This is a genomic window from Streptomyces sp. NPDC051909, from assembly GCF_040681095.1.
Lineage (GTDB): Bacteria > Actinomycetota > Actinomycetes > Streptomycetales > Streptomycetaceae > Streptomyces.
In genome coordinates, this window is the sequence record NZ_JBFAYA010000015.1 from 160,553 (window position 1) to 182,261 (window position 21,709).

Annotated in this window: 17 protein-coding genes; 8 read left to right on the forward strand and 9 right to left on the reverse strand. The window is 72.1% G+C overall.

Annotation, left to right across the window (positions count from 1 at the left end; all coding sequences use genetic code 11):
• Positions 1 to 117 precede the first annotated feature (117 nt).
• From AB0M18_RS24100 to AB0M18_RS24120, 5 genes are all read left to right on the forward strand, one after another.
• Positions 118 to 834, forward strand: coding sequence for a GPP34 family phosphoprotein (locus AB0M18_RS24100; protein ID WP_365761278.1), 717 nt, complete (start codon positions 118 to 120; stop codon positions 832 to 834).
• A gap of 280 nt (positions 835 to 1,114) precedes the next feature.
• Positions 1,115 to 1,978, forward strand: coding sequence for a helix-turn-helix transcriptional regulator (locus AB0M18_RS24105; RefSeq protein ID WP_365761280.1), 864 nt, complete (start codon positions 1,115 to 1,117; stop codon positions 1,976 to 1,978).
• 249 nt (positions 1,979 to 2,227) lie between these two features.
• Entirely contained in the window at positions 2,228 to 2,428 is a 201-nt protein-coding gene (locus AB0M18_RS24110; protein ID WP_365761282.1) for a DUF397 domain-containing protein, read from the forward strand.
• A 202-nt stretch (positions 2,429 to 2,630) separates the two neighbouring features.
• On the forward strand, positions 2,631 to 4,856 hold the full coding sequence (locus tag AB0M18_RS24115) for a VCBS repeat-containing protein (RefSeq protein ID WP_365761284.1): 2,226 nt from the start codon (positions 2,631 to 2,633) through the stop codon (positions 4,854 to 4,856).
• 230 nt (positions 4,857 to 5,086) lie between these two features.
• Positions 5,087 to 6,634, forward strand: coding sequence for a sodium:solute symporter family protein (locus AB0M18_RS24120; protein WP_365761286.1), 1,548 nt, complete (start codon positions 5,087 to 5,089; stop codon positions 6,632 to 6,634).
• Here the strand turns inward: AB0M18_RS24120 and AB0M18_RS24125 are convergent.
• The 3 genes from AB0M18_RS24125 to AB0M18_RS24135 form a co-directional block, all read right to left on the reverse strand.
• Positions 6,619 to 7,737: an ADP-ribosylglycohydrolase family protein gene (locus tag AB0M18_RS24125; RefSeq protein WP_365761288.1), complete on the reverse strand. Its 1,119-nt coding sequence runs from the start codon at positions 7,735 to 7,737 to the stop codon at positions 6,619 to 6,621. The genes AB0M18_RS24120 and AB0M18_RS24125 overlap by 16 nt on opposite strands.
• 135 nt (positions 7,738 to 7,872) lie before the next feature.
• The gene (locus tag AB0M18_RS24130; RefSeq protein WP_365761290.1) at positions 7,873 to 10,500 is read right to left on the reverse strand and encodes a bifunctional FO biosynthesis protein CofGH; all 2,628 of its coding nucleotides are present in this window, start codon (positions 10,498 to 10,500) and stop codon (positions 7,873 to 7,875) included.
• A 24-nt stretch (positions 10,501 to 10,524) separates the two neighbouring features.
• Entirely contained in the window at positions 10,525 to 11,355 is an 831-nt protein-coding gene (locus tag AB0M18_RS24135; protein ID WP_365761292.1) for a TIGR03619 family F420-dependent LLM class oxidoreductase, read from the reverse strand.
• Between the two features lie 118 nt (positions 11,356 to 11,473).
• Between AB0M18_RS24135 and AB0M18_RS24140 the strand changes: the two genes are divergently transcribed.
• Complete coding sequence (locus AB0M18_RS24140; RefSeq protein ID WP_365761294.1) at positions 11,474 to 12,979, forward strand: CehA/McbA family metallohydrolase; 1,506 nt, start codon at positions 11,474 to 11,476, stop codon at positions 12,977 to 12,979.
• On the opposite strand, the gene AB0M18_RS24145 is transcribed toward AB0M18_RS24140, so the two are convergent.
• The gene (locus AB0M18_RS24145; protein WP_365761296.1) at positions 12,960 to 13,493 is read right to left on the reverse strand and encodes a GNAT family N-acetyltransferase; all 534 of its coding nucleotides are present in this window, start codon (positions 13,491 to 13,493) and stop codon (positions 12,960 to 12,962) included. The two genes, AB0M18_RS24140 and AB0M18_RS24145, sit on opposite strands and share 20 nt — an antisense overlap.
• 7 nt (positions 13,494 to 13,500) lie before the next feature.
• Positions 13,501 to 14,127 carry a hypothetical protein gene (locus tag AB0M18_RS24150; protein WP_365761298.1) on the reverse strand — a complete coding sequence of 209 codons (627 nt, stop codon included), beginning with the start codon at positions 14,125 to 14,127 and terminating at the stop codon, positions 13,501 to 13,503.
• A 43-nt stretch (positions 14,128 to 14,170) separates the two neighbouring features.
• On the opposite strand from AB0M18_RS24150, the gene AB0M18_RS24155 reads away from it, so the two are divergent.
• Positions 14,171 to 14,935 carry a GNAT family N-acetyltransferase gene (locus AB0M18_RS24155; RefSeq protein WP_365761300.1) on the forward strand — a complete coding sequence of 255 codons (765 nt, stop codon included), beginning with the start codon at positions 14,171 to 14,173 and terminating at the stop codon, positions 14,933 to 14,935.
• Positions 14,936 to 15,141: 206 nt separating this feature from the next.
• Complete coding sequence (locus tag AB0M18_RS24160) at positions 15,142 to 15,366, forward strand: hypothetical protein (protein ID WP_365761302.1); 225 nt, start codon at positions 15,142 to 15,144, stop codon at positions 15,364 to 15,366.
• A gap of 92 nt (positions 15,367 to 15,458) precedes the next feature.
• Here the strand turns inward: AB0M18_RS24160 and AB0M18_RS24165 are convergent, their stop codons facing one another.
• From AB0M18_RS24165 to AB0M18_RS24180, 4 genes are all read right to left on the reverse strand, one after another.
• Positions 15,459 to 17,024 carry an APC family permease gene (locus AB0M18_RS24165; RefSeq protein ID WP_365761304.1) on the reverse strand — a complete coding sequence of 522 codons (1,566 nt, stop codon included), beginning with the start codon at positions 17,022 to 17,024 and terminating at the stop codon, positions 15,459 to 15,461.
• 228 nt (positions 17,025 to 17,252) lie between these two features.
• The gene (locus AB0M18_RS24170; protein ID WP_365761306.1) at positions 17,253 to 18,725 is read right to left on the reverse strand and encodes an aldehyde dehydrogenase family protein; all 1,473 of its coding nucleotides are present in this window, start codon (positions 18,723 to 18,725) and stop codon (positions 17,253 to 17,255) included.
• Positions 18,722 to 20,449 (reverse strand): D-aminoacylase, encoded by a 1,728-nt coding sequence (locus AB0M18_RS24175; protein WP_365761308.1) that lies wholly within the window; start codon positions 20,447 to 20,449, stop codon positions 18,722 to 18,724. Before AB0M18_RS24175 ends, AB0M18_RS24170 begins: the two co-directional genes overlap by 4 nt.
• A 122-nt stretch (positions 20,450 to 20,571) precedes the next feature.
• On the reverse strand, positions 20,572 to 21,696 hold the full coding sequence (locus tag AB0M18_RS24180) for an LLM class flavin-dependent oxidoreductase (RefSeq protein ID WP_365761310.1): 1,125 nt from the start codon (positions 21,694 to 21,696) through the stop codon (positions 20,572 to 20,574).
• Between the last annotated feature and the right edge of the window lie 13 nt (positions 21,697 to 21,709).

A 21,709-nucleotide genomic window follows, 5' to 3' on the forward strand; every position in this document is an offset into this window, starting at 1 on the left:
CTCCGGTGCTAGACGAGAACGACATACCTACTGGTTCCCGTACGAAGCACCCAGGCACTCTCGACAGATGAATGTGAGAGGGGTCACCCTGTCATTCATCCACGCGGGGAGGCATGGATGGGCAGGAGCCGCAGAACTATTCCGGAGGAGCTTCTGCTGCTCGCTCTGGACCCGGCCACGGGTACCACAGCGCAGCCGCAGTCGCTCGACCTCGGCCTGGCCGGAGCACAGCTAGTGGAGCTGGCTCTGGCAGGACGGATAGCCCCTGACGGGGATCGTATCGCCGTGGTGATGCCACGGCCGACCGGAGATCCGACTCTGGACTCCGCACTGGAACTGCTGCGCAGGCGCGGCAGTCCGGTCCGGGCCGTCCATTGGATCGGCGGGCCCCGACTGGGGCTGCGCCAGACGTATCTCTCGCATCTGGAGCGCTGCGGCATGGTGCATGCCGTGGAGGGCCAGATGTGCGGGGTGTTGCCGACGACTCGCTACCAGGCGACCGACACGGCCATCAGCCGGGAGATCAGAGCCCGGCTGGACAGTGCGATCCGCACCGGCGTACCGCCGGACCCGCGGACCGCGGCGCTCGCCGCCCTGGCCCACGCGGTCGGTCTCGGCAAGCACCTGTACCCCGGCAACGAAGGCAGGTCGTCGCGGTCCCGACTGCGCGACCTGATCCGGCACGACCCGATGGGCGGACTCGTGGCGCACGCCGTGATGGACGTCCAGAACGGCGTGGGCGCCCAGCCCCGCCGGAGCCCCACGGCGGGCCCGGGCGGCGGCGTGCCGTCCCAGCCGCGCCGCGGCGGCACCATGGCGCGCGCCGCCATGTGACGTACGCGCACACCCCCACGTACGCGCGCACGCACACGTACAGGCACAGGCACACGCACACGTACACGCGCACGCACACGCGCGCACAAGAACAGCGCTCCACCTCCGCACCGCCACGTACGGGACGGCCGTCGACGACGGCCGTCCCGTACGCGTACACGTGCACGCACGCATATGCCCGCGTCTGGTCATTCGCCAGCGCACACAGCACCTTTGGTGGCAGTCTGCCAAGCGGTAGATACTCACAGCTACGCAGCCGACAGCCGGAGGTGCAGTTTCCGTGGCGTCCAACGTCAACCCCACCGTCAGGCGACGCCGATTGGGACAGGAGCTGCGCCGGCTCCGGGAGGCGAAGAACATGACGGCCGAGCAGGTCGCCGAGCGCCTGCTCGTCTCCCAGTCGAAGATCAGCCGCCTCGAGAACGGGCGCCGTTCCATCAGCCAGCGTGACGTCCGCGACCTGTGCGGGGTGTACGAGGTCGAGGACGAGCGGGTGGTCGACTCGCTGATGCAGATGGCCAAGGACTCGCGCCAGCAGGGCTGGTGGCACGCCTTCGGCGACATCCCGTACAGCGTCTACATCGGTCTGGAGACGGACGCGGAGAGCCTGCGGGTGTACGAGCCGCAGATCATCCCGGGCCTGCTGCAGACCCACGCGTACGCCGAGGCCGTGATCACCGGCGCGCTGCCCGAGTCCACCCCGGCGGACATCGACAAGCGGGTCACCGTGCGCACCCGCCGCCAGGACCGGGTCAAGGACGACGAGCGTCCGCTGCGCCTGTGGGCGGTCATCGACGAGGGCGCGCTGCGCCGGGTGGTCGGCAACCGCCAGCTGATGGTGGAGCAGTTGGAGCACCTGGTCGAGCAGTCGCACCTGCCGCACGTGACCGTGCAGGTGCTGCCGTTCCACATGGGCGCGCACCCGGGCATCAGCGGCCATTACGCGATTCTGGAATTCCCGGACACCTCCGACTCGTCCGTGGTCTACATCGAGGGCGTGACGAGCGACCTGTATCTGGAGAAGGCGCAGGATGTCGCGAAGTACAGCGTCATGTACGAGCATCTGCGGGCACAGGCGCTGAATGTGGAGGACACCCGGGAGTTCGTGACGGAGATTGCGAAGCGGTACGCCGACGGAAAATAGGACGTCCTGGGCTTCCTGCGCGTCGCGGGCTGAATGCCGCTATTCGGCGGGGCTCCGGGGAAGAGGCCGGTACGGTACACCCCTGACTCGCTCCAGCGGAAGCCCGCTTGGAATATGCCATCCGGTCGGGTGAACGCCGGCCCCGCACGACGGGGCCGGGCAGTAGCGTCGATCACGCCAAAGCAAGCAAGAACCTTGGCGCATCACCTACTGGCAGCATTCGCACTCGATGAACCGGAGTTGAGAAGAATGGCGATTATTCAGGGCGGTACGGACAGCTGGACGAAGTCCTCGTATTCCGGCGGCAACGGCGCCTGCGTCGAGGTCAAGTCCCCCGTCGTGAACGCGATCGACGTGCGTGACTCGAAGGCCCCCGAGGGCCCTTCGATCTCTTTCGGACCGGGGTCGTGGAACGCGTTCGTGGGCAAGGTGAGCGCCGGGGTCCTGTGACCCCGCGCGCATCACGCGCCACACCGAGGAATGAGCCCTCTCGACCGGTCCGCCGTCCTGGCCGAGGGGGCTCGGCCTTGCCCGGCCAAGAACATCGAACGCCGGCCGAAAAACTTCGAACGTGCGTACAACCCCTCCCCTCGGTCGTGAGTCTGACGTGGCGCGCCCCTGATGCGCCTGGTCAGACCGAGGAGAACCCACCTTGTCCCACGCACGTCCCGCCCGTCGCCGGCTCGCCGCAGCCGTCGTCACCGTGCTCGCCGTCACCGTCGGCGCGACCGCGCTGGCCGCCCCGGCGATCGCCGCCCCCGCCGCCGAGGGCACGACGGAAGCGGATGCGACCACGACGAGCGTCGCCCCGTTCCCGAAGAAGAGCACCGTCTTCGGTGCGGGCGCCACGGGCTACCTGGCCCTCGCCCAGACCGCGCCGTACGGCGAGGAGGCCTACTCCCTGACCCGATACTGGGTCCCTGCGGACGGCTCCGCCGCGCAGGAGCTGAACTGGGCCACCAGGATCGAGAGCACCGGCTCGGGCGACATCGTGGCCTCCAGCGGAGGCGGCCGAGCCGACCTCATCGACATGGCGACCGGGCAGAAGCTGCGCTCGGTGCAGACCGGCAGCGATGTCACGTACGCGGGGGCGGCGGGCAAGGCCCTGTTCACCACGATGCTCAACGCGTACGGGGACCGGATCCTCCACATGAACGCCGTCGGCACGGCGACGGGCAAGATGACCGTCGGCATGCCGGGCGACGCCATCAACGTCGAGGTCGCGCCCGGTACGGCCGAGCACGCGCTGCTGACCTACACCACCGGCTCGGGTGCGGACAAGAAGTTCATGGCGACCACGATCGACCTCGCCACCAACACGGTGACCGAGGCGTACCACGCCTCCGCCCAGGGCGACATCGCCCTGTCGGCGACGCACGTCGCCTGGGTCGAGTACGACGCGGACGGTGTCGCCACGGTGGTGACCGTCGACCGCGCCACGAAGGAGACCCGGAAGACGGTCGTCGGCAAGGCCTGGCGGCGCGACATCGAGGTCGGTCTGGTCGGCGACTGGGTCACGTACGGCACGCGCAGCGGCCTGACCGACCTGGAGAAGGACCCGCTGTACGCGCTGACCGCGCGCAGCCTGAAGGACGGCGTCACCACCCACAAGCTCCTCGACCACACCCTGTCGGCCGTCGTCGCCCCCGACGGCGCCCAGATCGTGCGCGGTGGCACGGTCGAGCAGGGCGAGGGCCTCTACCGGATCGTCCAGGGCACCGACGGGCTCCCGACGGCCACGCTGGTCGCGAGCAGCGGCGAGTCCACCAAGGTCGCCCTGCTGGGCTCGAAGGTCCCCGCCGTGATCGACCTCGACCAGAACCGGGGCCGGGCGCGGCTCGAGTGGACGCTGTCCCGGTACAACGTGCACGCCAGGATCACCCTGCGGCACGTCCGCACCGGCAAGATCTTCAGCACGACCTTCACCCAGCCGGAGAACGCGGTCGTGCGTCTCGACTGGGAAGGCCTCCTCAACGACGGCAGGTTCGAGAGCGCCTACAACGGCGACTACACCTGGCAGATCGACGCCGAGCCCATGAACGGCATCGGCCCGAACCTGGTCGCCTCCGGCACGTTCAAGGTCGTCCGCAAGGCCGCCCCGCACGACTTCAACGACAACGGCTCCCCGGACGTGCTCCTGCGCGACAGCAAGGGCAATCTGTGGCGCGCCGATTCGTACTACGACCCCTACAACCACCGTCTGACGTCCGGGGAGCAGAAGCTCCTCGGCAGCGGCTGGGGCGGCTACAACATGATCGAGTCCGCGGGCAACATCGCCGGTGCCGCCCACGCGGACATCGTCGCCCGCGACACGTCCGGTGTTCTGTGGCACTACCTCGGCAAGGGCGACGGCACCTTCGCCGGCCGTTACAAGATCGGGACCGGCTGGGGCGGCTACAACAAGATCGCCGCCGGAAGCGACCTCAACGGCGACGGCAAGGCCGACCTCGTCGCCACCGACACCGCCGGGGTCATGTGGCTCTACAAGGGGACCGGCAGCTGGAGCGCGCCCTTCGCGCAGCGGGTGAAGATCGGTACGGGCTGGAACGGCTACAACCAGATCACCGCCACCGGCAACATCGCCGGCGCCGGCGCCGGCGACCTCGTCGCCCGTGACACGTCCGGTGTCCTGTGGCTCTACCTCGGCAAGGGCGACGGCACCTTCGCCTCGCGCGTCAAGATCAGCTCCGGCTGGGGCGGCTACAGCCACCTCGTCGGCCTCGGCGACGCCGACCGCGACGGCCGTCCGGACCTGTTCGCGGCCAACGCCGGCAACACCGACACGTACCTGTACAAGGGCACGGGCAGCTGGAGCGCCCCGTTCGCCCAGCGCGAGTACAGCGACCTGCCCAACAGGTGGCCCACCTCCATCGCCTGATCCGGCGGCCCGAAGGCCCCGGTCCCGAGGTGTCATCACGCCGGGACCGGGGCCTTCGGCGTACGGGTACCGGCGGCACCGGCACCCTGAAGTTCACAGACATGAACAGAGGTCAGCAAGCCGAACGATTTTACTGTCCCTTGACCTTCCTCCGCATTGTCCCCGCCCCCCAACTCCCCACACCATGAACGGCGTTCACAAGGCGGACCGGACCTCATGGAGGGCGGGCAATGAACAGTCTCGACTGGGCCGTGCTCATCGGCTATTTCGGCGTCATGGTCGCGATCGGAGTCTGGTCCCACAAGCGCGTGGACGACGTCTCGGACTTCTTCACGGCGGGCGGCCGGATGCCCTGGTGGCTGTCCGGGATCTCGCACCACATGTCCGGCTACAGCGCGGTGATGTTCACCGGCTACGCCGGCATCGCCTACACCTACGGCGTCACCTCCTACGTGACCTGGTCCTTCCCCATCGCGATCGGCATCGCCGTCGGCGCCCATCTCTTCGCGCCCCGGCTCAACCGGCTGCGCTCCCGGCTCCGGGTGGCCTCCCCGCTGGAGTACCTGAAGAACCGCTACAACCTGCCCACCCAGCAGGCCCTCGCCTGGTCCGGCGTGCTGCTCAAGATCGTGGACGTGGGCGCCAAGTGGGCCGCCATCGCCACCCTGCTGTCCGTCTTCACCGGGATCTCGCTCGACCAGGGCATCCTCATCACCGGTGTCATCACCGGCGTCTACTGCACGGTCGGCGGCCTGTGGGCGGACGCGCTCACCGAACTCGGCCAGTTCGTCATCCAGTTGCTCGCCGGTCTGGCCATGCTGGTCGCGGTGCTCGGCAGGCTCGGCGGGATCGACGCGCTGTGGACCGTGTGGGACCGGCCCGAGCTCCAGGGGCACACCGCGCCGACGGCGGGCCCGTACACGCTGACCTTCCTGCTCGCGTATCTCTTCATCAAGACCTTCGAGTACAGCGGCGGCATGTGGAACCAGGCCCAGCGTTACATGGCCACCCCCACCCCCCGCGAGGCCACCCGATCCGGCCGGCTGTCCGCGCTGCTGTGGCTGATCTGGCCGCTGGTGCTCTTCTTCCCCATGTGGTGCGCGCCGCTGCTCGTCACGCCGCAGAAGCCCGACGCCTCCGACGCGTACGCCCTGATGACCGAACAGCTCCTGCCGCACGGCCTGTTGGGCCTGGTCGTCGTCGGCTTCTTCTCGCACACCATGGCCATGTGCTCCTCCGACGCCAACGCCATCGCGGCCGTCTTCACCCGGGACATCGCCCCCGTCCTCAGCAAGGCGGCCCGGACCTGGACCCAGCGGGCCGGACTGCTCGCCGCGCGCTGGTCGACGGTCGCCTTCCTCGCCCTGTCGATGGCGGTCGCCACCCAGGTCGACTCCCCCACCTTCAAGGACATCATCACCGTCGTCATCAAGTGGGTGGCCGGGCTCATGGGGCCGATCGCCATCCCGTTCATGCTGGGCCTGCTGCGCACCTTCCGGAAGTCCGGCCCGACGGCGGCGCTGGTCTCCTGGGCCGCCGGCCTCTTCGCCTTCTGGCTCACCAACTACGGCCTGGACGGCGTCGAGCTGCAGATCCAGATCGTGGCCCCGCTCGCCACCTCGCTGATCCTCTACGTCCTGATCGGGTTCGTGAAGCCCGAGGCCACACCGGAGCGCGACGCGCTGCTCGACCGACTGGACGGCGGCGACGGCGGCGACGGCTCGGTGGCCCTGCCGGCCCAGGGTTCCGGCGACCGGACGGGTCAGCCCCTCGGGTAGCGGGTCAGCCAGCCCGAGGCCAGGTCGGCGGGGCCGTGCAGGGCCGCCCCCTGGGTCATCTCCATCGCGAAGTCGTCCGCGAGCGCCAGGACCGTCGCACGGCCCTCCAGTTCGGCCAGCCAGGCCGGCGGGAGGGCCGTCTCGCCGTGCAGGGCGCCGAGCAGCGCCCCGGTGAGGCTGCCGGTCGCCGCCGACGGGCCGTCGTGGTTGACCGCGAGCCGCAGCCCGTGCCGGACGTCCTCGCCCACCAGCGCGCAGTACACGGCGGCGGCGAGCTGTCCCTCGGCCCGGTCCTCGGCCGCCCCGAGCGCGGTCACCCGCCCGTCGTCCGGCGCCCCTTGCCGTACGGCGCCGAGCGCGGCCTCCAGGGCCTCGGTCACCCGCTGGTGGCCGGGGCGCGCGGCGAGCTGGGCGAGCGCGGTGGCGACGGCCGCGTCGACGCTGCCGCCCCGGGCCAGGCCGTGCACGACCACGGCGAAGGCGCCGGCCGAGAGGTACGCGGCGGGGTCGCCGTGCGTCTGGGCGGCGCACTCCACCGCCAACTGGCACACCAGCTGCGGCTCCCAGCCGACGAGCAGCCCGAAGGGCGCCGAGCGGACCACGGCGCCGCTGTCGGCGGCCTGCGGGTTCTTGGGCCGGTCCAGGGTGCCGAGCCGCCCGTCGCCGAGGCCGGTGAGGCAGGCCCGGGCCGGGTCCCGGCGGGCGTACAGCCACTCCTCGCGGGCCAGCCAGCCGAGGTCGGTGCGCCGCTCGTCGGGGCCCCAGTCGCGCTGGGTGGCGGCCCAGCGCAGATGGGCCTGGTGCACGTCGGTGGGCGGGTGCCAGTGGCCGGTGTCGCGGCGGACCTGGGCGCGGATCAGGCCGTCCACGGTGAACAGGGACATCTGGGTGGCGGCGGTGACGGCGCCGCGCCGCCCGTAGGCGGGGGCGAGCTCGGTCAGGCCCTCGGGCCCGTGCGCGGTGCGCAGCTCCGCGAGGGTGCGGGCGGCGGCCCCGGCGCCGAGGGCGTCGCCGACCGCGCCGCCGAGCAGGCAGCCGCGGACCCGCGAGCGGAAGTCCTGCTGTTCGGTGCGGCCCCACACGGCCGCGGCTGTGGTGGTCACGACGTGCCCTCCCCCGGTACACCGGTCCGCTCAGCACTGTAATAGACCGGATGCGCTCGTTCGGGAGCCGGAACGTTATGTGTTCCGTCACCCTTCAGGCCGTTTTTGACCAGATTTCCGCCTTACTGTGATCCCTCACTCCGGGGGCAGCAGCGGCAGCAACTCCGGCAGGTGCCCGTCGGAGGCGCGGGCCGCCGCCTGCCGCTCCTCGGACACCTCGCCGTACAGCGTCGTGCGCGGCCGGGAGGGGCGGCCGGCCGCCTCGGCGATGGCCTCCAGGTCGCGGATCGAGCGGTACGAGCCGTAACGGGAGCCCGCCATCCGGGAGATGGTCTCCTCCATCAGCGTGCCGCCGAGGTCGTTGGCGCCGGAGCGCAGCATCGCGGCGGCGCCCTCCGTGCCCAGCTTCACCCAACTGGTCTGGATGTTGGGGATGTACGGGTGGAGCAGCAGCCGGGCCATGGCGGTGACGGCGCGGTTGTCGCGGGTGGTCGGGCCGGGGCGGGCGATGCCGGCGAGGTAGACGGGCGCGTTGGTGTGGATGAAGGGCAGGGTCACGAACTCGGTGAAGCCACCGGTGCGTTGCTGGATGCCGGCCAGGGTGCGCAGATGCCCCAGCCAGTGCCGGGGCTGGTCCACGTGCCCGTACATCATGGTCGAGGAGGAGCGGATGCCCAGCTCGTGGGCGGTGGTGACCACCTCGATCCAGGTGGCGGTGGGCAGCTTGCCCTTGGTGAGCACCCAGCGGACCTCGTCGTCGAGGATCTCGGCGGCGGTGCCGGGGATGGAGTCGAGCCCGGCCTCCTTGGCGGCGGTCAGCCACTCGCGGATCGACAGGCCGGTGCGGGCGGCGCCGTTGACGACCTCCATGGGCGAGAAGGCGTGCACGTGCATGCCGGGCACGCGTTCCTTCACGGCCTTCGCGATGTCGAAGTAGGCGGTGCCGGGCAGATCGGGGTGGATGCCGCCCTGCATGCAGACCTCGACGGCGCCGACCTCCCAGGCCTGGGCGGCCCGGTCGGCGACCTGGTCGAGGGAGAGGGTGTAGGCGTCGGCGTCGGTGCGGCGCTGGGCGAAGGCGCAGAAGCGGCAGCCGGTGTAGCAGACGTTGGTGAAGTTGATGTTCCGCGTGACGATGTACGTCACGTCGTCGCCGACGGCGGACTCGCGGACGGCGTCGGCGACCGCGCACAGGGCGTCGAGGGCCGGGCCGTCGGCGTGGAGGAGGGCGAGGGCCTGCGGGTCGGTGAGCCGGGTCGGGTCGTCGGCGGCCGTGCTCAGGGCCTCCCGCAGGTCGGCGTCGATCCGCTCGGGCGCGCGCCGGTCCGGCACCAGGCCGGGCGCGGCGGCCTCGCGCAGCGCCTCCCAGTCCCCGTACACCTCGTCGAAGTCGGCGCGGCGGTCACCGGTGCGGCCCTCGGTGTCGATGGTGCGGTGCAGGTCGGTGCGGCCGGTTCCGTCGCCGGCCCGGAACGCCTCGTCGGGCTCCTGCCAGGGCAGGCCGCGGACGGGCGCGTCGGGGTTGGCGAGGCCGGTCCCGGCGTCGGCGAGCGCGCGGACGTGCGGAACGATCCGGGGGTCGAGCCACGGCTCGCCGCGGCGTACGAACTCGGGGTAGACGCAGAGGCGTTCGCGCAGCTCGAAGCCGGCGGCGCGGGAGCGCTCGGCGAGCTCGTCGATCCGGGGCCAGGGGCGTTCGGGGTTGACGTGGTCGATGGTGAGCGGGGAGACCCCGCCCCAGTCGTCGATGCCGGCGGCGATCAGGCGCTCGTACTCGGCGTCGACGAGGTTCGGCGGGGCCTGGAGGCAGGCGGCGGGGCCCATGATGAGGCGGGCCACGGCCACGGTGGCGACCAGGTCGTCGAGTTCGGCGTCCGGCATGCCGCGCATCGCCGTGTCCGGCTTGGCGCGGAAGTTCTGGATGATCAGCTCCTGGATGCCGTGATAGGCACGGGCGATCCGGCGCAGCGCGAACAGCGACTCGGCGCGCTCCTCCGGCGTCTCGCCGATGCCGAGCAGCAGGCCGGAGGTGAAGGGGACGGAGGAGCGGCCGGCGTCCTCCAGGACCCGCAGCCGGACGGCGGGCTCCTTGTCCGGCGAGCCGTGGTGCGGGCCGCCGGGCTCGGACCACAGCCGGGTCGCGGTGGTCTCCAGCATCATCCCCATCGAGGGCGCGACGGGCTTGAGCCGCTGGAGGTCGGTCCAGGAGAGCACCCCGGGGTTGAGGTGCGGGAGGAGCCCGGTCTCCTCCAGGATCCGGATCGACATGGCCCGTACGTACGCGATGGTGTCGTCGTACCCGTGCGCGTCCAGCCACTCGCGGGCCTCGGGCCAGCGGTCCTCGGGCTTGTCGCCGAGGGTGATGAGGGCTTCCTTGCAGCCGAGTTCGGCGCCGCGGCGGGCGATGTCCAGGACCTCGTCCGGGCTCATGAACATGCCGTGCCCGGCCCGGCGCAGCTTCCCGGGCACGGTCACGAAGGTGCAGTAGTGGCACGTGTCCCGGCACAGCCGGGTGAGCGGTATGAAGACGCTCTTCGAGTACGTGATGACCCCCGGCCGCCCGGCGGCCGCGAGCCCCGCGTCCCGCACCCGCCCGGCCGTCCCGACCAGATCCGCCAGGTCCGCCCCCCGTGCCCTGAGCAGCACGGCCGCCTCCCCCACATCGAGCGCGACCCCGTCCCGGGCCCGCTTCAGGGCCCTGCGCATGGCGTTCTCGGTGGGACGGGCGTCGTGGGCGTCGCGTGCTGCCTGGTGATCCGTCATGGACCGAGCATACGAGCGGGCGCCTCAGAGGTACCGCGCGTATGCGTCAAGGACGTCGAGCACCTCCTTCTCACCGCCGGGCGGCAGCTGGAGCACCACCTCCGGGCAGCCCAGGTCCTCGTAGTGGGTGAGCTTGCCGGGGTTCGGGTGGACGGCGTAGGGGACGACCTGGAGGGACTCCGCGGGGCGGCCGGCCGCCTCCCAGGCCTCGCGGAGGAGGGGGAGGCTGGTGGAGAGGCCGCGGCCGCCGATGGGCATCCAGCCGTCGGCGTAGTCGGTGACGTGCGAGAAGAGCCCGGGGCCGGCCGCGCCGCCGACCAGGGTGCGCGGGGCGCCGGCGAGCGGCTTGGGCCAGGCCTCGGAGGCGCTGACGGAGCGGCCGAAGGCGCCCTCGTACGCGGTGGGTTCGGCGGCCCACAGGGCGCGCATCAGGTGCACGGCGTCCCGGGTGCGCTCGCGGCGGGTCGGCCAGTCGACGCCGTGGTCGGCGGCCTCCTCGCGGTTCCAGCCGAAGCCGACGCCGAGGGTGAAGCGGCCTCCGGAGAGGTGGTCGAGGGTCGCGATCGTCTTGGCGAGGGCGATCGGGTCGTGCTCGGCGACCAGCGTGATGCCGGTGCCCAGGAGCAGGCCCTCGGTGACGGCGGCGGCCTGGCCGAGCGCCACGAAGGGGTCGAGGGTGCGGGCGTACTCGCGGGGCAGCGCACCGCCCGCCGGGTAGTCGGACTCCCGGGAGACGGGGATGTGGGTGTGCTCGGGGAGGTAGAGCCCGGCGAAGCCGCGCTCTTCGAGGGCGCGGGCGAGGCGCACGGGGGAGATGGTCTCGTCGGTCAGGAAGATCGTGGTCGAGATCCGCATGGGGGCACGGTAGGGGGTGGGGCGTGGAATTCCGAGGGGTGTGCGGTACGCACGGCCGGATTCCGCGCCGGAGGTGCCTCTCGCGTTGTTCCGCCGTTCACGCGGGCGCGCCACAGTCATGGGCATGACGGATACGACTCGACGCGCGCTCCTCATGACGGGCGCGGCGACCGCGTTTACGTTGGGCACCGTGAGCTTCGCGCATGCTGCCGACCCCGCGGCTGACGGCGTCCTCAGCCGCACCGTGCGCGGCACCCTGCCGCCCGGCTCCCCCGACTTCGTGTACCTGCCGGTGGAGCTGCCGCACGGGGTGCGCGAGCTGCACGTCGCCTACGCCTACGAGCGGCCCGCCGTGCCCGCCGGCACCCAGGGCAACGCCCTCGACATCGGCCTCTTCGACCAGCGCGGCACCGCCCTCGGCGGCCAGGGCTTCCGGGGCTGGTCGGGCGGCGCCCGCAGGGAGTTCTTCGTCCGCACCGACGACGCCACGCCCGGGTACGTGGCGGGGCCGCTGCGGGCCGGGACCTGGTACGTGGCGCTCGGCCCGTACACGGTGGCGCCGCAGGGACTCGCGTACACGGTGACGATCACCCTCCGCCTCGGGCCGTCCGCACCCGCCGTACGCCCGGCGTACCCGCCGGAGCGGGCCCGGGGCCGGGGCCGGGCCTGGTACCGGGGCGACTGCCATCTGCACACCGTGTACTCCGACGGGCGCCGCACCCCCGCCGAGGTCGCCGCCCTCGCCCGCGCCGCCGGCCTCGACTTCGTCACCGGCACCGAGCACAACACCCACGCCGGGCACGGCGCCTGGGCCGAGCACGCCGGCGACGACCTGCTGATCCTGCTCGGCGAGGAGGTCACCACCCGCAACGGCCACGTGCTCGCCCTCGGCACCGCCCCCGGCACCTTCGTCGACTGGCGCTACCGGGCCCGGGAGAACCGCTTCGGCCGCTTCGCCCGCGAGATCCGCCGGTCGGGCGGCCTCGTCGTGCCCGCGCACCCGCAGGCCACCTGCATCGGCTGCGCCTGGAAGTTCGGCTTCGGCGACGCGGACGCGGTCGAGGTGTGGAACGGCCCCTACACGCCGGACGACGAGGTGGCCCTCGCGGGCTGGGACGGGGCCCTCGTCCGGGGGCGCTGGACGCCGGCGATGGGCAACAGCGACGCGCACCGGGACCCCGACCGGGTCGGGACGCCGCAGACGGTGGTGCTCGCGGACGAGCTGAGCCGGGAGGCGGTTCTCGACGGGCTGCGGGCCGGGCGCTCGTACGTCGCCGAGTCGTCCGCGGTCTCCGTGGACTTCACGCTCACCGACACCCGCGGGCGCACCGCCGGCCTCGGCGAACGCCTCACCGTCCCGGCGGACGAGCCGGTCACCGCCCGCCTCCGTGTCACCGGCGCGCCCGCCGGCGGCACCCTCCGCCTGGTCACCGACCAGGGCCTGCTGCACACCGCGCAGGGCGTGGACTCGGTCGAGTGGACGACGACGGCCGCGTACGCGACCTATGTACGGGCGGAGGTCCGCCACCCGGTCACGGCCCCGCCGCTCCCGGGCGCGCTCGCGGCCTTCACCAACCCGGTGTTCCTCTCCGTCGCGGAAGGGCTCACACCTGGTACTCGGTGAGATCGATGGCGTGGACCCGCAGCGGGTACCCGTACACCGGGTGGACGGTCTCCCGCTCCGGGGCCATGCCGAGCTTGCGCATCACGTTCTCCGAGGCGGTGTTCCCGACCCGGGCGATGCTGATCACCCGGTCGAGCCCGCGGTCCTGCAGCCCGAACTCCAGGGCCGCGTGCGCCGCCTCGGAGGCGTACCCCTGCCCCCAGTAGGGCCGCCCGAGCCGCCAGCCGATCTCGACGGCGGGCAGCACCTCGGGCAGGAAGTCCGGCACGGAGAGTCCGGTGAAGCCGATCAGCTCCCCGGACCCGAGCAGCTCGACCGCGAAGAGTCCGAAACCCTCCTCGTCCCACTCCTCCTCGGCCCGCTCGATCCCCTCGGCGGTCTGCTCCAGGTCGCGTACGGCCCCGTCGCCGATCCAGCGCATCACCTCGGGGTCGGCGTTGATCTCGGCCATCGGCACGAGGTCGTCGTCGCTCCAGCGACGCAGCAGCAGGCGGGGGGTGAGGATCTCGGTCATGCCCCCATCATCCCGTGGCGCGCTGGTGCGCGGCCAGGTCGCCGTAACCGCCCCGCTCCCACACCCGCTCCCGGAAGGCCTGGAGCGTGAGCGGCCGGACGTCCTCGCCGGGGACGTCCCGCAGGTGGACGGTGCCGCAGCGGTGGCAGTACCAGCCGTGCGACCACAGCTCCTCGGCCCGGTGGCGGCCGCGGGTCTGCCGGACGAACGCCGCCCGGCGCCTGACCAGGACGCCGGTCACGAGGAGGGCGACGCACAGGGCGAGGCCCGAGACCCATCCCAGGAACGCGAGATCGGGATCGGGGCCGAGAGCGGGCGGCGGCCCCCCGAAGTACCCGTACGCCCCGTCGGGCACCTCCTCGAACGCCCGCCCAGCGAACACCCAGCCCAGGAAGGTGCCGACGGCGACCAGGCCGGCGAACACGCCGAGGCAGCCGAGTCCGTACGTCGGCGCCTTCGGCATCGGCGCCAGCGCCTGCGACAGCGCGGTCGTCACCCGCCGGGTCACCGTCCGCATGTCCCCGTCGCTGTCCCGCTCGCGGCTGGTGACCGCGTCCCGGCCGGCCAGGTACACGGCGGGCACGGCCTGCACCAGGTCGTCCCGCCCGCAGCCCGGGCAGGTGTGGCCCGTCATATTCATGTGTCCCCCCGTCATCGGTCTGCGTACGGTAACGCGCATGTTGACGCGCCTTGAGACCTATTACGATTCCGTGCCCCGGTCCGCCGCCCGCGCCGAGGACTTCGGGCCGCTCACCCTCTTCGTACGGGAGGGGGCGGGCTGGCCGTACTACGCGCGGCCCGCGCTCGGGCACGCCGGGGCCGGGGAGGTTCCGGTCGAGGCGGTGGAGAAGGTGCGGGCGCGGCAGCGGGAGCTGGGGGTGCCGGAGGCGTTCGAGTGGGTCGCGGAGACGACGCCGGGGCTGCGGGCGGCGGTCGAGGCGGGCGGGCTCGTGGTGCACGAGCACCCGCTGATGGTCCTGTCGGCGGACGCGGAGGAGCTCCCGGCCCCGCCGGAGGACGTCACCGTCCGTATGGTCGGCGCGGACGACCCGGGCCTGGCGAGCGCGGCCGCCGCCCCGTACGCCGCCTTCGGCGTCGCCCCCGCGCGCGGCGCGGCCGACCAGGTCGCGGCCCGTCTCACGGCGGGCCTCACCCGCCTCGCGGCCGCCTTCGACTCCACCGGCACCGCCCTCGCGGCGGGCCAGCACCAGCCCGTCGGCCCGGTCACCGAGGTCGTCGGCGTGGGAACCGTCCCCGCGGCCCGCCGCCGGGGCCTCGGCCTCGCGGTCACCGCCACCCTCGTCGCCGACGCCCGCGCGCTGGGCACCGAGACGGTCTTCCTGTCCGCCACGGACGAGACGGTGGCCCGCCTCTACGCCCGGCTGGGCTTCCGCACGGTGGGCACGGCGCTGATCGCGGAACCTGCGGAGCAGGCCGGGTAGCTCACACGGCGAGCGTCAGCCCGCGGCGGGCCGCTCACCGTCCCCCGCATCCGCCTCCGCGAAGACCTCGTCGAGCACCGCGCGCCCACACCTGGATCGTGGCCGGGTGCAGCGACCAGTTCTTCTTCTCGTCGTACGGGGAGGACATGGGCGCATCGTAGGAGGGACGGGCGTAACCCCGGCCGCCCGGGCGGCGTTCACGCGGCATGAAGAAGATCCTCACCGCCTTCGCCCTGACCTCCTTCGCCGTGACCGGAGCCGTGGCCGGTGGCCTCGCCGCCGCCGGGACGGCCGCCGCCGACACCGGAGGCGCCAACCTGCCCTCCGTGGTGCCGCTGAGCGGGGTCCTGATGCCCCAGGCCAAGCCGGCCTCCGCCGAGCAGATGCCCGGCGCCAACAAGCTGGTCGAGGGGCTGCTCCCCGGGCAGTGACCCCGGGCGAGCGGCAGAACGACGAAGGTGGCGGGACCCCCCACGGGCCCGCCACCTTCGTCGCTTCCGTCACCGGACGGCCGAGGAGTCCATCAGTCCTCGACGACCAGCGACGGCGTCTCCTTGGTGAGTACCTCGCCCCGGAAGAACGCGGGGCTCTTGGCGCGCATCACCAGCATGATCACCAGGCCGAGCAGCAGCAGCCCGACGCCGATCACGAACACCGACCCGACGCCGAAGACCGCGGAGCCGGAGCCGTACGCCGGGTCCCACATGTCGTACAGCGTCTTGCCGAAGACCGCCGACAGGAGCACTCCGCCGAGCAGCGGGAAGAGGCCCTTGAAGACCAGGTCGCGGAAGGACGAGGTCAGCTCGCGGCGGAAGTACCAGGCGCAGGCGAAGGCGGTCAGCGCGTAGTAGAAGCAGATCATCAGGCCGAGCGCGTAGATCGTGTCGACCAGGACGTGCTCGCTGACCAGGGTCATCACCGTGTAGAAGACGCCGGTGGCGACGCCGGCCACGATCGTGGCCTTGCCGGGGGTCTTGAAGCGCGGGTGGACCTTGGCGTACGAGGCGGGCAGGGCCTCGTAGGCGGACATGGCCAGGACCGTGCGGGCCACCGGGATGAAGGTGGTCTGGAGGCTGGCGGCGGCCGAGGCGAGCACCGCGAGGAAGAGCAGGATGCCGAGGGCGGGGCCCATGACCGGGCCGGCCAGGGCGGCGAAGACGTTGTCGGAGGTCTCCGGGTTGGCCAGGCCGAGGCCCTGGTCGCCGGAGCCGACCACCATCTGGGCGGCGATGCCGGTGGCGAGGTAGGAGCCGACCAGGACGACCATGGCGATGAGCGCGGCGCGGCCGGGGGTCTTCTCGGCGCCGACGGTCTCCTCGTTGGCGGTCAGGCAGGTGTCCCAGCCCCAGTACATGAAGATCGACAGCGAGAGTCCGGCGGTGAACGCTCCGAAGGACTGCACCGCGAAGGGGTTCATCCAGGACCAGGAGAAGTCGACCGAGGTCTCGAAGGAGCCGGCCTTCGACAGGGCCATGCCGACGAAGACGGCGAGGACGACGAGCTGGAGGCCGACGAGGGTGTACTGCACGCCCTTGGTGGCGGTCATGCCGCGGTAGCTGATCGCGGTCGCGGCGGCGATCAGGGCGAGGCAGGTGAGGATGTGGACGGCCTTGTTGCCGTCCAGGGCGCCGATCGAGGGGTTGCCCGTGATCTCCCCGGCGAGCAGCCAGAAGTACGAGGTGGCGACGCCGGCCAGGTTGGAGAGCACGATGATCGTGGCGATCACCAGGCCCCAGCCGCACATCCAGCCGAGCTTGGGGCCGAAGGCCTTCACCGTCCAGGTGAAGGAGGTGCCGCAGTCCGGCATGACCTTGTTGAGCTCGCGGTACGCGAATGCGACGAGCAGCATCGGCAGGAAGCCCGCGAGGAAGACGGCGGGCATCTGGAGGCCGACCTCGCCGGCGGTGGAGCCGAGCGTCGAGGTCAGGCAGTAGACGGGGGCGACGGTGGAGACGCCGATGACGGCGCTGCCGAGGAGGCCGACGGAGTTGCCGCCGAGTCCCTTGCTGCGCACGCCATCGGTGCCGCCCCGCGCCGGGACGCCCCGTACCGTGTCTCCGGCCAGGGGCCGCACATCCACCTGAGTCATGAACAGGACGTTAAGTGCTGCGCTTTCCACATCCGGAAGATCGAAATCCGCTCACCTGAGCGATCACGGCCTTGCATTGAGCGGGTCGAATCGGGCGCTCACCAGAGATTGAAAGATCGACTGACAGGGTGGACCAGCCAAGCATCCGGGCCGGAACCAGGTGTCCGATATACGGAAACCGCAGCCGCGCCCGGATTCGCCCGTTTCCGACTTTCCCTGTGACGTGCGTCACCCCGGCCAGACCACCGCCTGCAGCTCGCTGTACGCGTGCAGCGCGAACGAGCCGACGTCCCGCCCCACACCGCTCTTCTTGAAGCCGCCGAAGGGCGCCTCCATGTTCCGGCCGATGGTGTTCACACCGACCCCGCCGGCCCGCAGCCGGGCCGCGACCCGGAAGGCGCGGGCCACGTCGCCGGACCACACGTAGTCGATCAGCCCGTAGTCGCTGTCGTTCGCGAGTGTGATGCCCTCCTCCTCGTCGTCGAAGGGCACCACGACCACCACCGGGCCGAAGATCTCCTCCCGCACCACCCGCATCTCGTTGGTGCAGTCGGCGAGCAGCGTCGGCGCCACGTAGAAGCCCCGGTCGAGCCCCGGGCCGTCCGGGCGCTCGCCGCCCGTCACGACCCGCGCGCCCTCCTTCCGGCCGAGCTCCACGTACGCCTCGATCCGGTCGCGGTGGGCCGCCGAGATCACCGGGCCGACCACCGTGCCGCGCTCCGCCGGGTCGCCCACCTTCAGATACCCGGCGTACGCGGCCAGCTTCCCGACCAGTCGCTCGTAGATCCCGCGTTGGGCGAGCACCCGGGTCGGGGCCGTGCAGATCTGCCCGCTGTAGAAGGAGAAGGTCGTGCCGATGCCCGTCACGGCCGCGTCCAGGTCGGCGTCGTCGAAGACAAGCGCCGCGCCCTTGCCGCCCAGCTCCATCAGCTGCCGCTTCAGGCCGCGGCCGCAGACCTCGCCGATGGCCTGGCCCACGGCCGTGGAGCCGGTGAACGAGACCATGTCGACGGCCGGCGAGTCCACGGCCGCCTCGCCCACGGCGGGCGCCGAGCCGGTGACCAGGTTGACCACCCCGGCCGGCACCCCCGCCTCCGCCAGGGCCCGGACCATCGCGAACACCGACAGCGGGTCCTGCGGGGCGGGCTTCACCACGACCGTGTCGCCCATGGCGAGCGCCGGGGCGATCTTGCCGGCCGGGTTGGCCCAGGGGTTGTTGTACGAGGTGATGCAGGTGACGACGCCGACCGGGCGCCGTACCGCCACCGCCCCGAACACCCCGGCCTTCCCCATCGGCCCGGCCTCGTTGATCTGCGGCGGCAGCGCCTGCTCGACCGGCTCCAGGGCGCCCCGCGCGTACCGCCGGAAGCGGGAGGCGCCGACCGCGACCTGCATGCCGCGGGCCGTCGCCGTGGTGGCGCCGGTCTCCGCACGGGCCAGCTCGGTGTGCGCCGCGGCGTCCCGGGCCATCAGGTCGGCGGCCCGGTCGAGGATCGCGGCCCGCTCCTGCGGCCTCGTACGGGACCAGGAGGCGAAGGCGGCACGGGCGGCCTCGGCGGCCTCGTACACCTGGGCCCGGGAGGCCTCGGGGGCGTGCCCCACGAGCTCCTCGGTGGCGGGGTTGATCACCGGGTAGTGCCCGCCGTCGGGCTCGACCCACTCCCCGCCGATGTACAGCCGCTCGGTGATCTCGTGTGTCATCGGGTGCTCACCGTCCTCGTGTCCCGGCCCGAGCGCAGCACTCGCCCGGGGATCGCGCCCGTGACCTCGTCGTCGCGGATCGTCTCCACGCCGTTGACCCGTACGGACACGATGCCGACGGCCCGCGAGTCCAGGCGCGGACTGGCGCCGGGCAGGTCGTGCACGAGGGTCGCCGGGCCCGCGTCGATCCGCTCGGGGTCGAAGAGCACCAGGTCGGCGTGGTGCCCCTCGGCGATCCGGCCCCGCTCGCGCAGCCCGAAGAGCCGGGCCGGGTCGTCGCTGAGCATCCGCACGGCCTGCTCCAGGGGCACCAGCCCGCGGCCGCGCAGACAGTCGCCGAGGAAGCGGGTGGTGTACGGGGCGCCGCACATCCGGTCCAGATGGGCGCCCGCGTCGGAGCCGCCGAGCAGGACGTCCTCGTGCTGCCAGGTCTCGGCGCGCAGCGCCCAGGACGCCGGGTCGTTGTCGGTGGGCATCGGCCACAGCACGGTGCGCAGGTCGTCGTTGGCGCAGATCTCGACGAGCGCCTGGAAGGCGTCCTGGCCGCGCTCGGCGGCGATGTCCCTGACGACCCGGCCGGTCAGGCCCTCGTTCTCGCGGCTGTAGGTGTCGCCGATGACGTACCGGCCGAAGTGCGCGAGCCGCCGGAAGACACCGGCCTCCTTGGAGTCCGCGCGGCGCAGCATCTCGGCGCGGACGTCGGGGTCGCGGAGCCTCGCGATCCGCTCGGGGACGGGGAGGGAGAGGATCTCCCCCCAGCCCGGGATGAGGTTGAGGGCGCAGAAGGTGCCGAGCGACATGTTCATGGGGGTGAGGATCGGCATGGTGAGCGCGACGATCCGGCCGCCGGACTTGCGGGCCCGCTCGGAGGCGAGCAGCTGGCGCGGGACGCGTTCGGGGACGGTGGCGTCGATGGTGAGGACGTTCCAGTTGAGGGGCCGCCCGGCGACGGCGCTCATCTCGACGAAGAGCTCGATCTCGGCGTCGGAGAACTGGTCCAGGCAGCCGGCGACGATGGCCTCCAGCTGCGTGCCCTCGTGCTCGCCGACCGCCTGCGACAGGGCGAGCAGTTCGGCGGGGCGGGCGTGCCGGGAGGCGACGGGGGCGCCGTCGCCGTCGGAGTGGGTGGACGACTGGGTGGTGGACAGGCCCCAGGCGCCGGCCGCCATGGCCTCCTTGAGGAGTCCCACCATGCGCGCGAGCTGCTCGGGCGTGGGCTGCCCGCCGACGGCGTCCGCGCCCATCACGTACCGGCGCAGGGCGCAGTGGCCGACCATGAACCCGGCGTTGACCGCGATCCGGCCCTCCAGGGCGTCCAGATACTGCGCGAAGGACGACCAGCCCCAGTCGACGCCCTCCTCCAGGGCCTTGAGGGCCATGCCCTCGACCTTGGACATCATCCGGCGCGTGTAGTCGGCGTCCTCGGGCCGGTCCGGGTGGAGCGGGGCGAGGGTGAAGCCGCAGTTGCCGCCCGCGACGGTGGTGACGCCGTGGTTCATGGACGGGGTGGCGTACGGGTCCCAGAACAGCTGGGCGTCGTAGTGGGTGTGCGGGTCGACGAAGCCGGGGGCGAGGACGAGGCCCGTGGCGTCCTCGGTGGTGGCCGCCGTCTCCCCGGGCCCGGGGAGGACGATCCGGCCGTCGCGTATGCCGACGTCGGCGACGCGGGCGGGGGCGCCGGTGCCGTCCACGACGGTGGCGCCCTTGATGAGGTGGTCGAGCATGGCGATCCGTGACCTTTCTGCGCGTGGACGCGGGTGCGCCCCGGACCGGGGCCGCCGCGGGGGCCTCAGGCCGGGGCCGTGCGGGCGGCGGTCCGGGAAGGCGCCGCCCGCGCTCGGGTCCGCTACTGTCCGGCCGCCTGCCGGAAGCGGGTCGTGCGGTGGACCGGGTCCGTGTCGATCTCCGGGATCACGTGCTCGCCGATCAGCTTGATCGTGTTCATCGTGTCCTCGTAGGAGATGCCGATCGGCAGGCCGAAGGACAGCTGGTCGGCGCCCGCCTGCTCCCAGCGCCTGCACTGGGCGAGGACCTCCGAGGGGTCGCCGCAGATCATCAGCTCCTCGGCGATGAGGAGTTCGATGATCTCGGCGGAGTACTCCGGCAGGAGCTCCGGCCACTCGGGGACGCCCTCCGGCCGCGGGAAGGTGTCGTGGTAGCGGAAGAGCAGCGACTGGAGGTAGTTGAGGCCGCCGCCGACGGCGATCTCGACGGCCTTGTCGTGGGTCTCGGCGCAGATCGCGGTCGAGGTGACCATGACGTTGTCGTTGACGAAGTCGCCGACCGCCTTGGCCTCCTTGATCGCGTTCTTGTAGGACTCGACGACCCACTCCATGTCGGAGACCTTCTGCACGCTGAAGCCGAGCACGCCGAGCCCCTTCTTCCCGGCCATCGCGTACGAGGCGGGCGAGCCGGCCGCGTACCACATGGCGGGGTGGGACTTCCCGTACGGCTTGGGCAGCACCTTGCGGGGCGGGAGCGACCAGTGCTTGCCCTGGAACCCCTCGTACTCCTCCTGGAGCCACATCTTGGGGAACTCGGCGATGGTCTCCTCCCAGATCTCCTTGGTGTGGTTCATGTCCGTGATGCCCGGGAAGAAGCCGAGGATCTCGTGGGAGCCGGCGCCGCGGCCGGAGCCGAACTCGAAGCGGCCGCCGGAGAGGTGGTCGAGCATGGCGACCTTCTCGGCGACCTTCACCGGGTGGTTGACCTGGGCGAGCGGGTTGAAGATGCCGGAGCCGAGGTGGATGCGCTCGGTGGCGTGGGCGAGGTAGCCGAGGTAGACGTCGTTGGCGGAGAGGTGGGAGTACTCCTCCAGGAAGTGGTGCTCGGAGGCCCAGGCGTACTTGAAGTCCGACCGGTCGGCCTGGATGACGTACTCGGTCTCCTCCATGAGCGCCTTGTGCTCGGCCTCGGGATCGGTCTCGGCCCGCTTGCCGACGTATCCCTGTACGAAGATCCCGAATTCCAAGGAAGTTCACCAC

What these genes read in the sequence shown, in the direction of transcription:
- AB0M18_RS24120 (WP_365761286.1), top strand. Translation starts at nt 5,087, where the DNA reads ATGAACAGTCTCGACTGGGCCGTGCTCATCGGCTATTTCGGCGTCATG.
- AB0M18_RS24165 (WP_365761304.1), bottom strand. Translation starts at nt 17,024, where the DNA reads ATGACTCAGGTGGATGTGCGGCCCCTGGCCGGAGACACGGTACGGGGC.
- AB0M18_RS24175 (WP_365761308.1), bottom strand. Translation starts at nt 20,449, where the DNA reads ATGCTCGACCACCTCATCAAGGGCGCCACCGTCGTGGACGGCACCGGC.
- AB0M18_RS24160 (WP_365761302.1), top strand. Translation starts at nt 15,142, where the DNA reads ATGAAGAAGATCCTCACCGCCTTCGCCCTGACCTCCTTCGCCGTGACC.
- AB0M18_RS24145 (WP_365761296.1), bottom strand. Translation starts at nt 13,493, where the DNA reads ATGACCGAGATCCTCACCCCCCGCCTGCTGCTGCGTCGCTGGAGCGAC.
- AB0M18_RS24155 (WP_365761300.1), top strand. Translation starts at nt 14,171, where the DNA reads ATGTTGACGCGCCTTGAGACCTATTACGATTCCGTGCCCCGGTCCGCC.
- AB0M18_RS24130 (WP_365761290.1), bottom strand. Translation starts at nt 10,500, where the DNA reads ATGACGGATCACCAGGCAGCACGCGACGCCCACGACGCCCGTCCCACC.
- AB0M18_RS24135 (WP_365761292.1), bottom strand. Translation starts at nt 11,355, where the DNA reads ATGCGGATCTCGACCACGATCTTCCTGACCGACGAGACCATCTCCCCC.
- AB0M18_RS24170 (WP_365761306.1), bottom strand. Translation starts at nt 18,725, where the DNA reads ATGACACACGAGATCACCGAGCGGCTGTACATCGGCGGGGAGTGGGTC.
- AB0M18_RS24100 (WP_365761278.1), top strand. Translation starts at nt 118, where the DNA reads ATGGGCAGGAGCCGCAGAACTATTCCGGAGGAGCTTCTGCTGCTCGCT.
- AB0M18_RS24140 (WP_365761294.1), top strand. Translation starts at nt 11,474, where the DNA reads ATGGGCATGACGGATACGACTCGACGCGCGCTCCTCATGACGGGCGCG.
- AB0M18_RS24110 (WP_365761282.1), top strand. Translation starts at nt 2,228, where the DNA reads ATGGCGATTATTCAGGGCGGTACGGACAGCTGGACGAAGTCCTCGTAT.
- AB0M18_RS24150 (WP_365761298.1), bottom strand. Translation starts at nt 14,127, where the DNA reads ATGACGGGCCACACCTGCCCGGGCTGCGGGCGGGACGACCTGGTGCAG.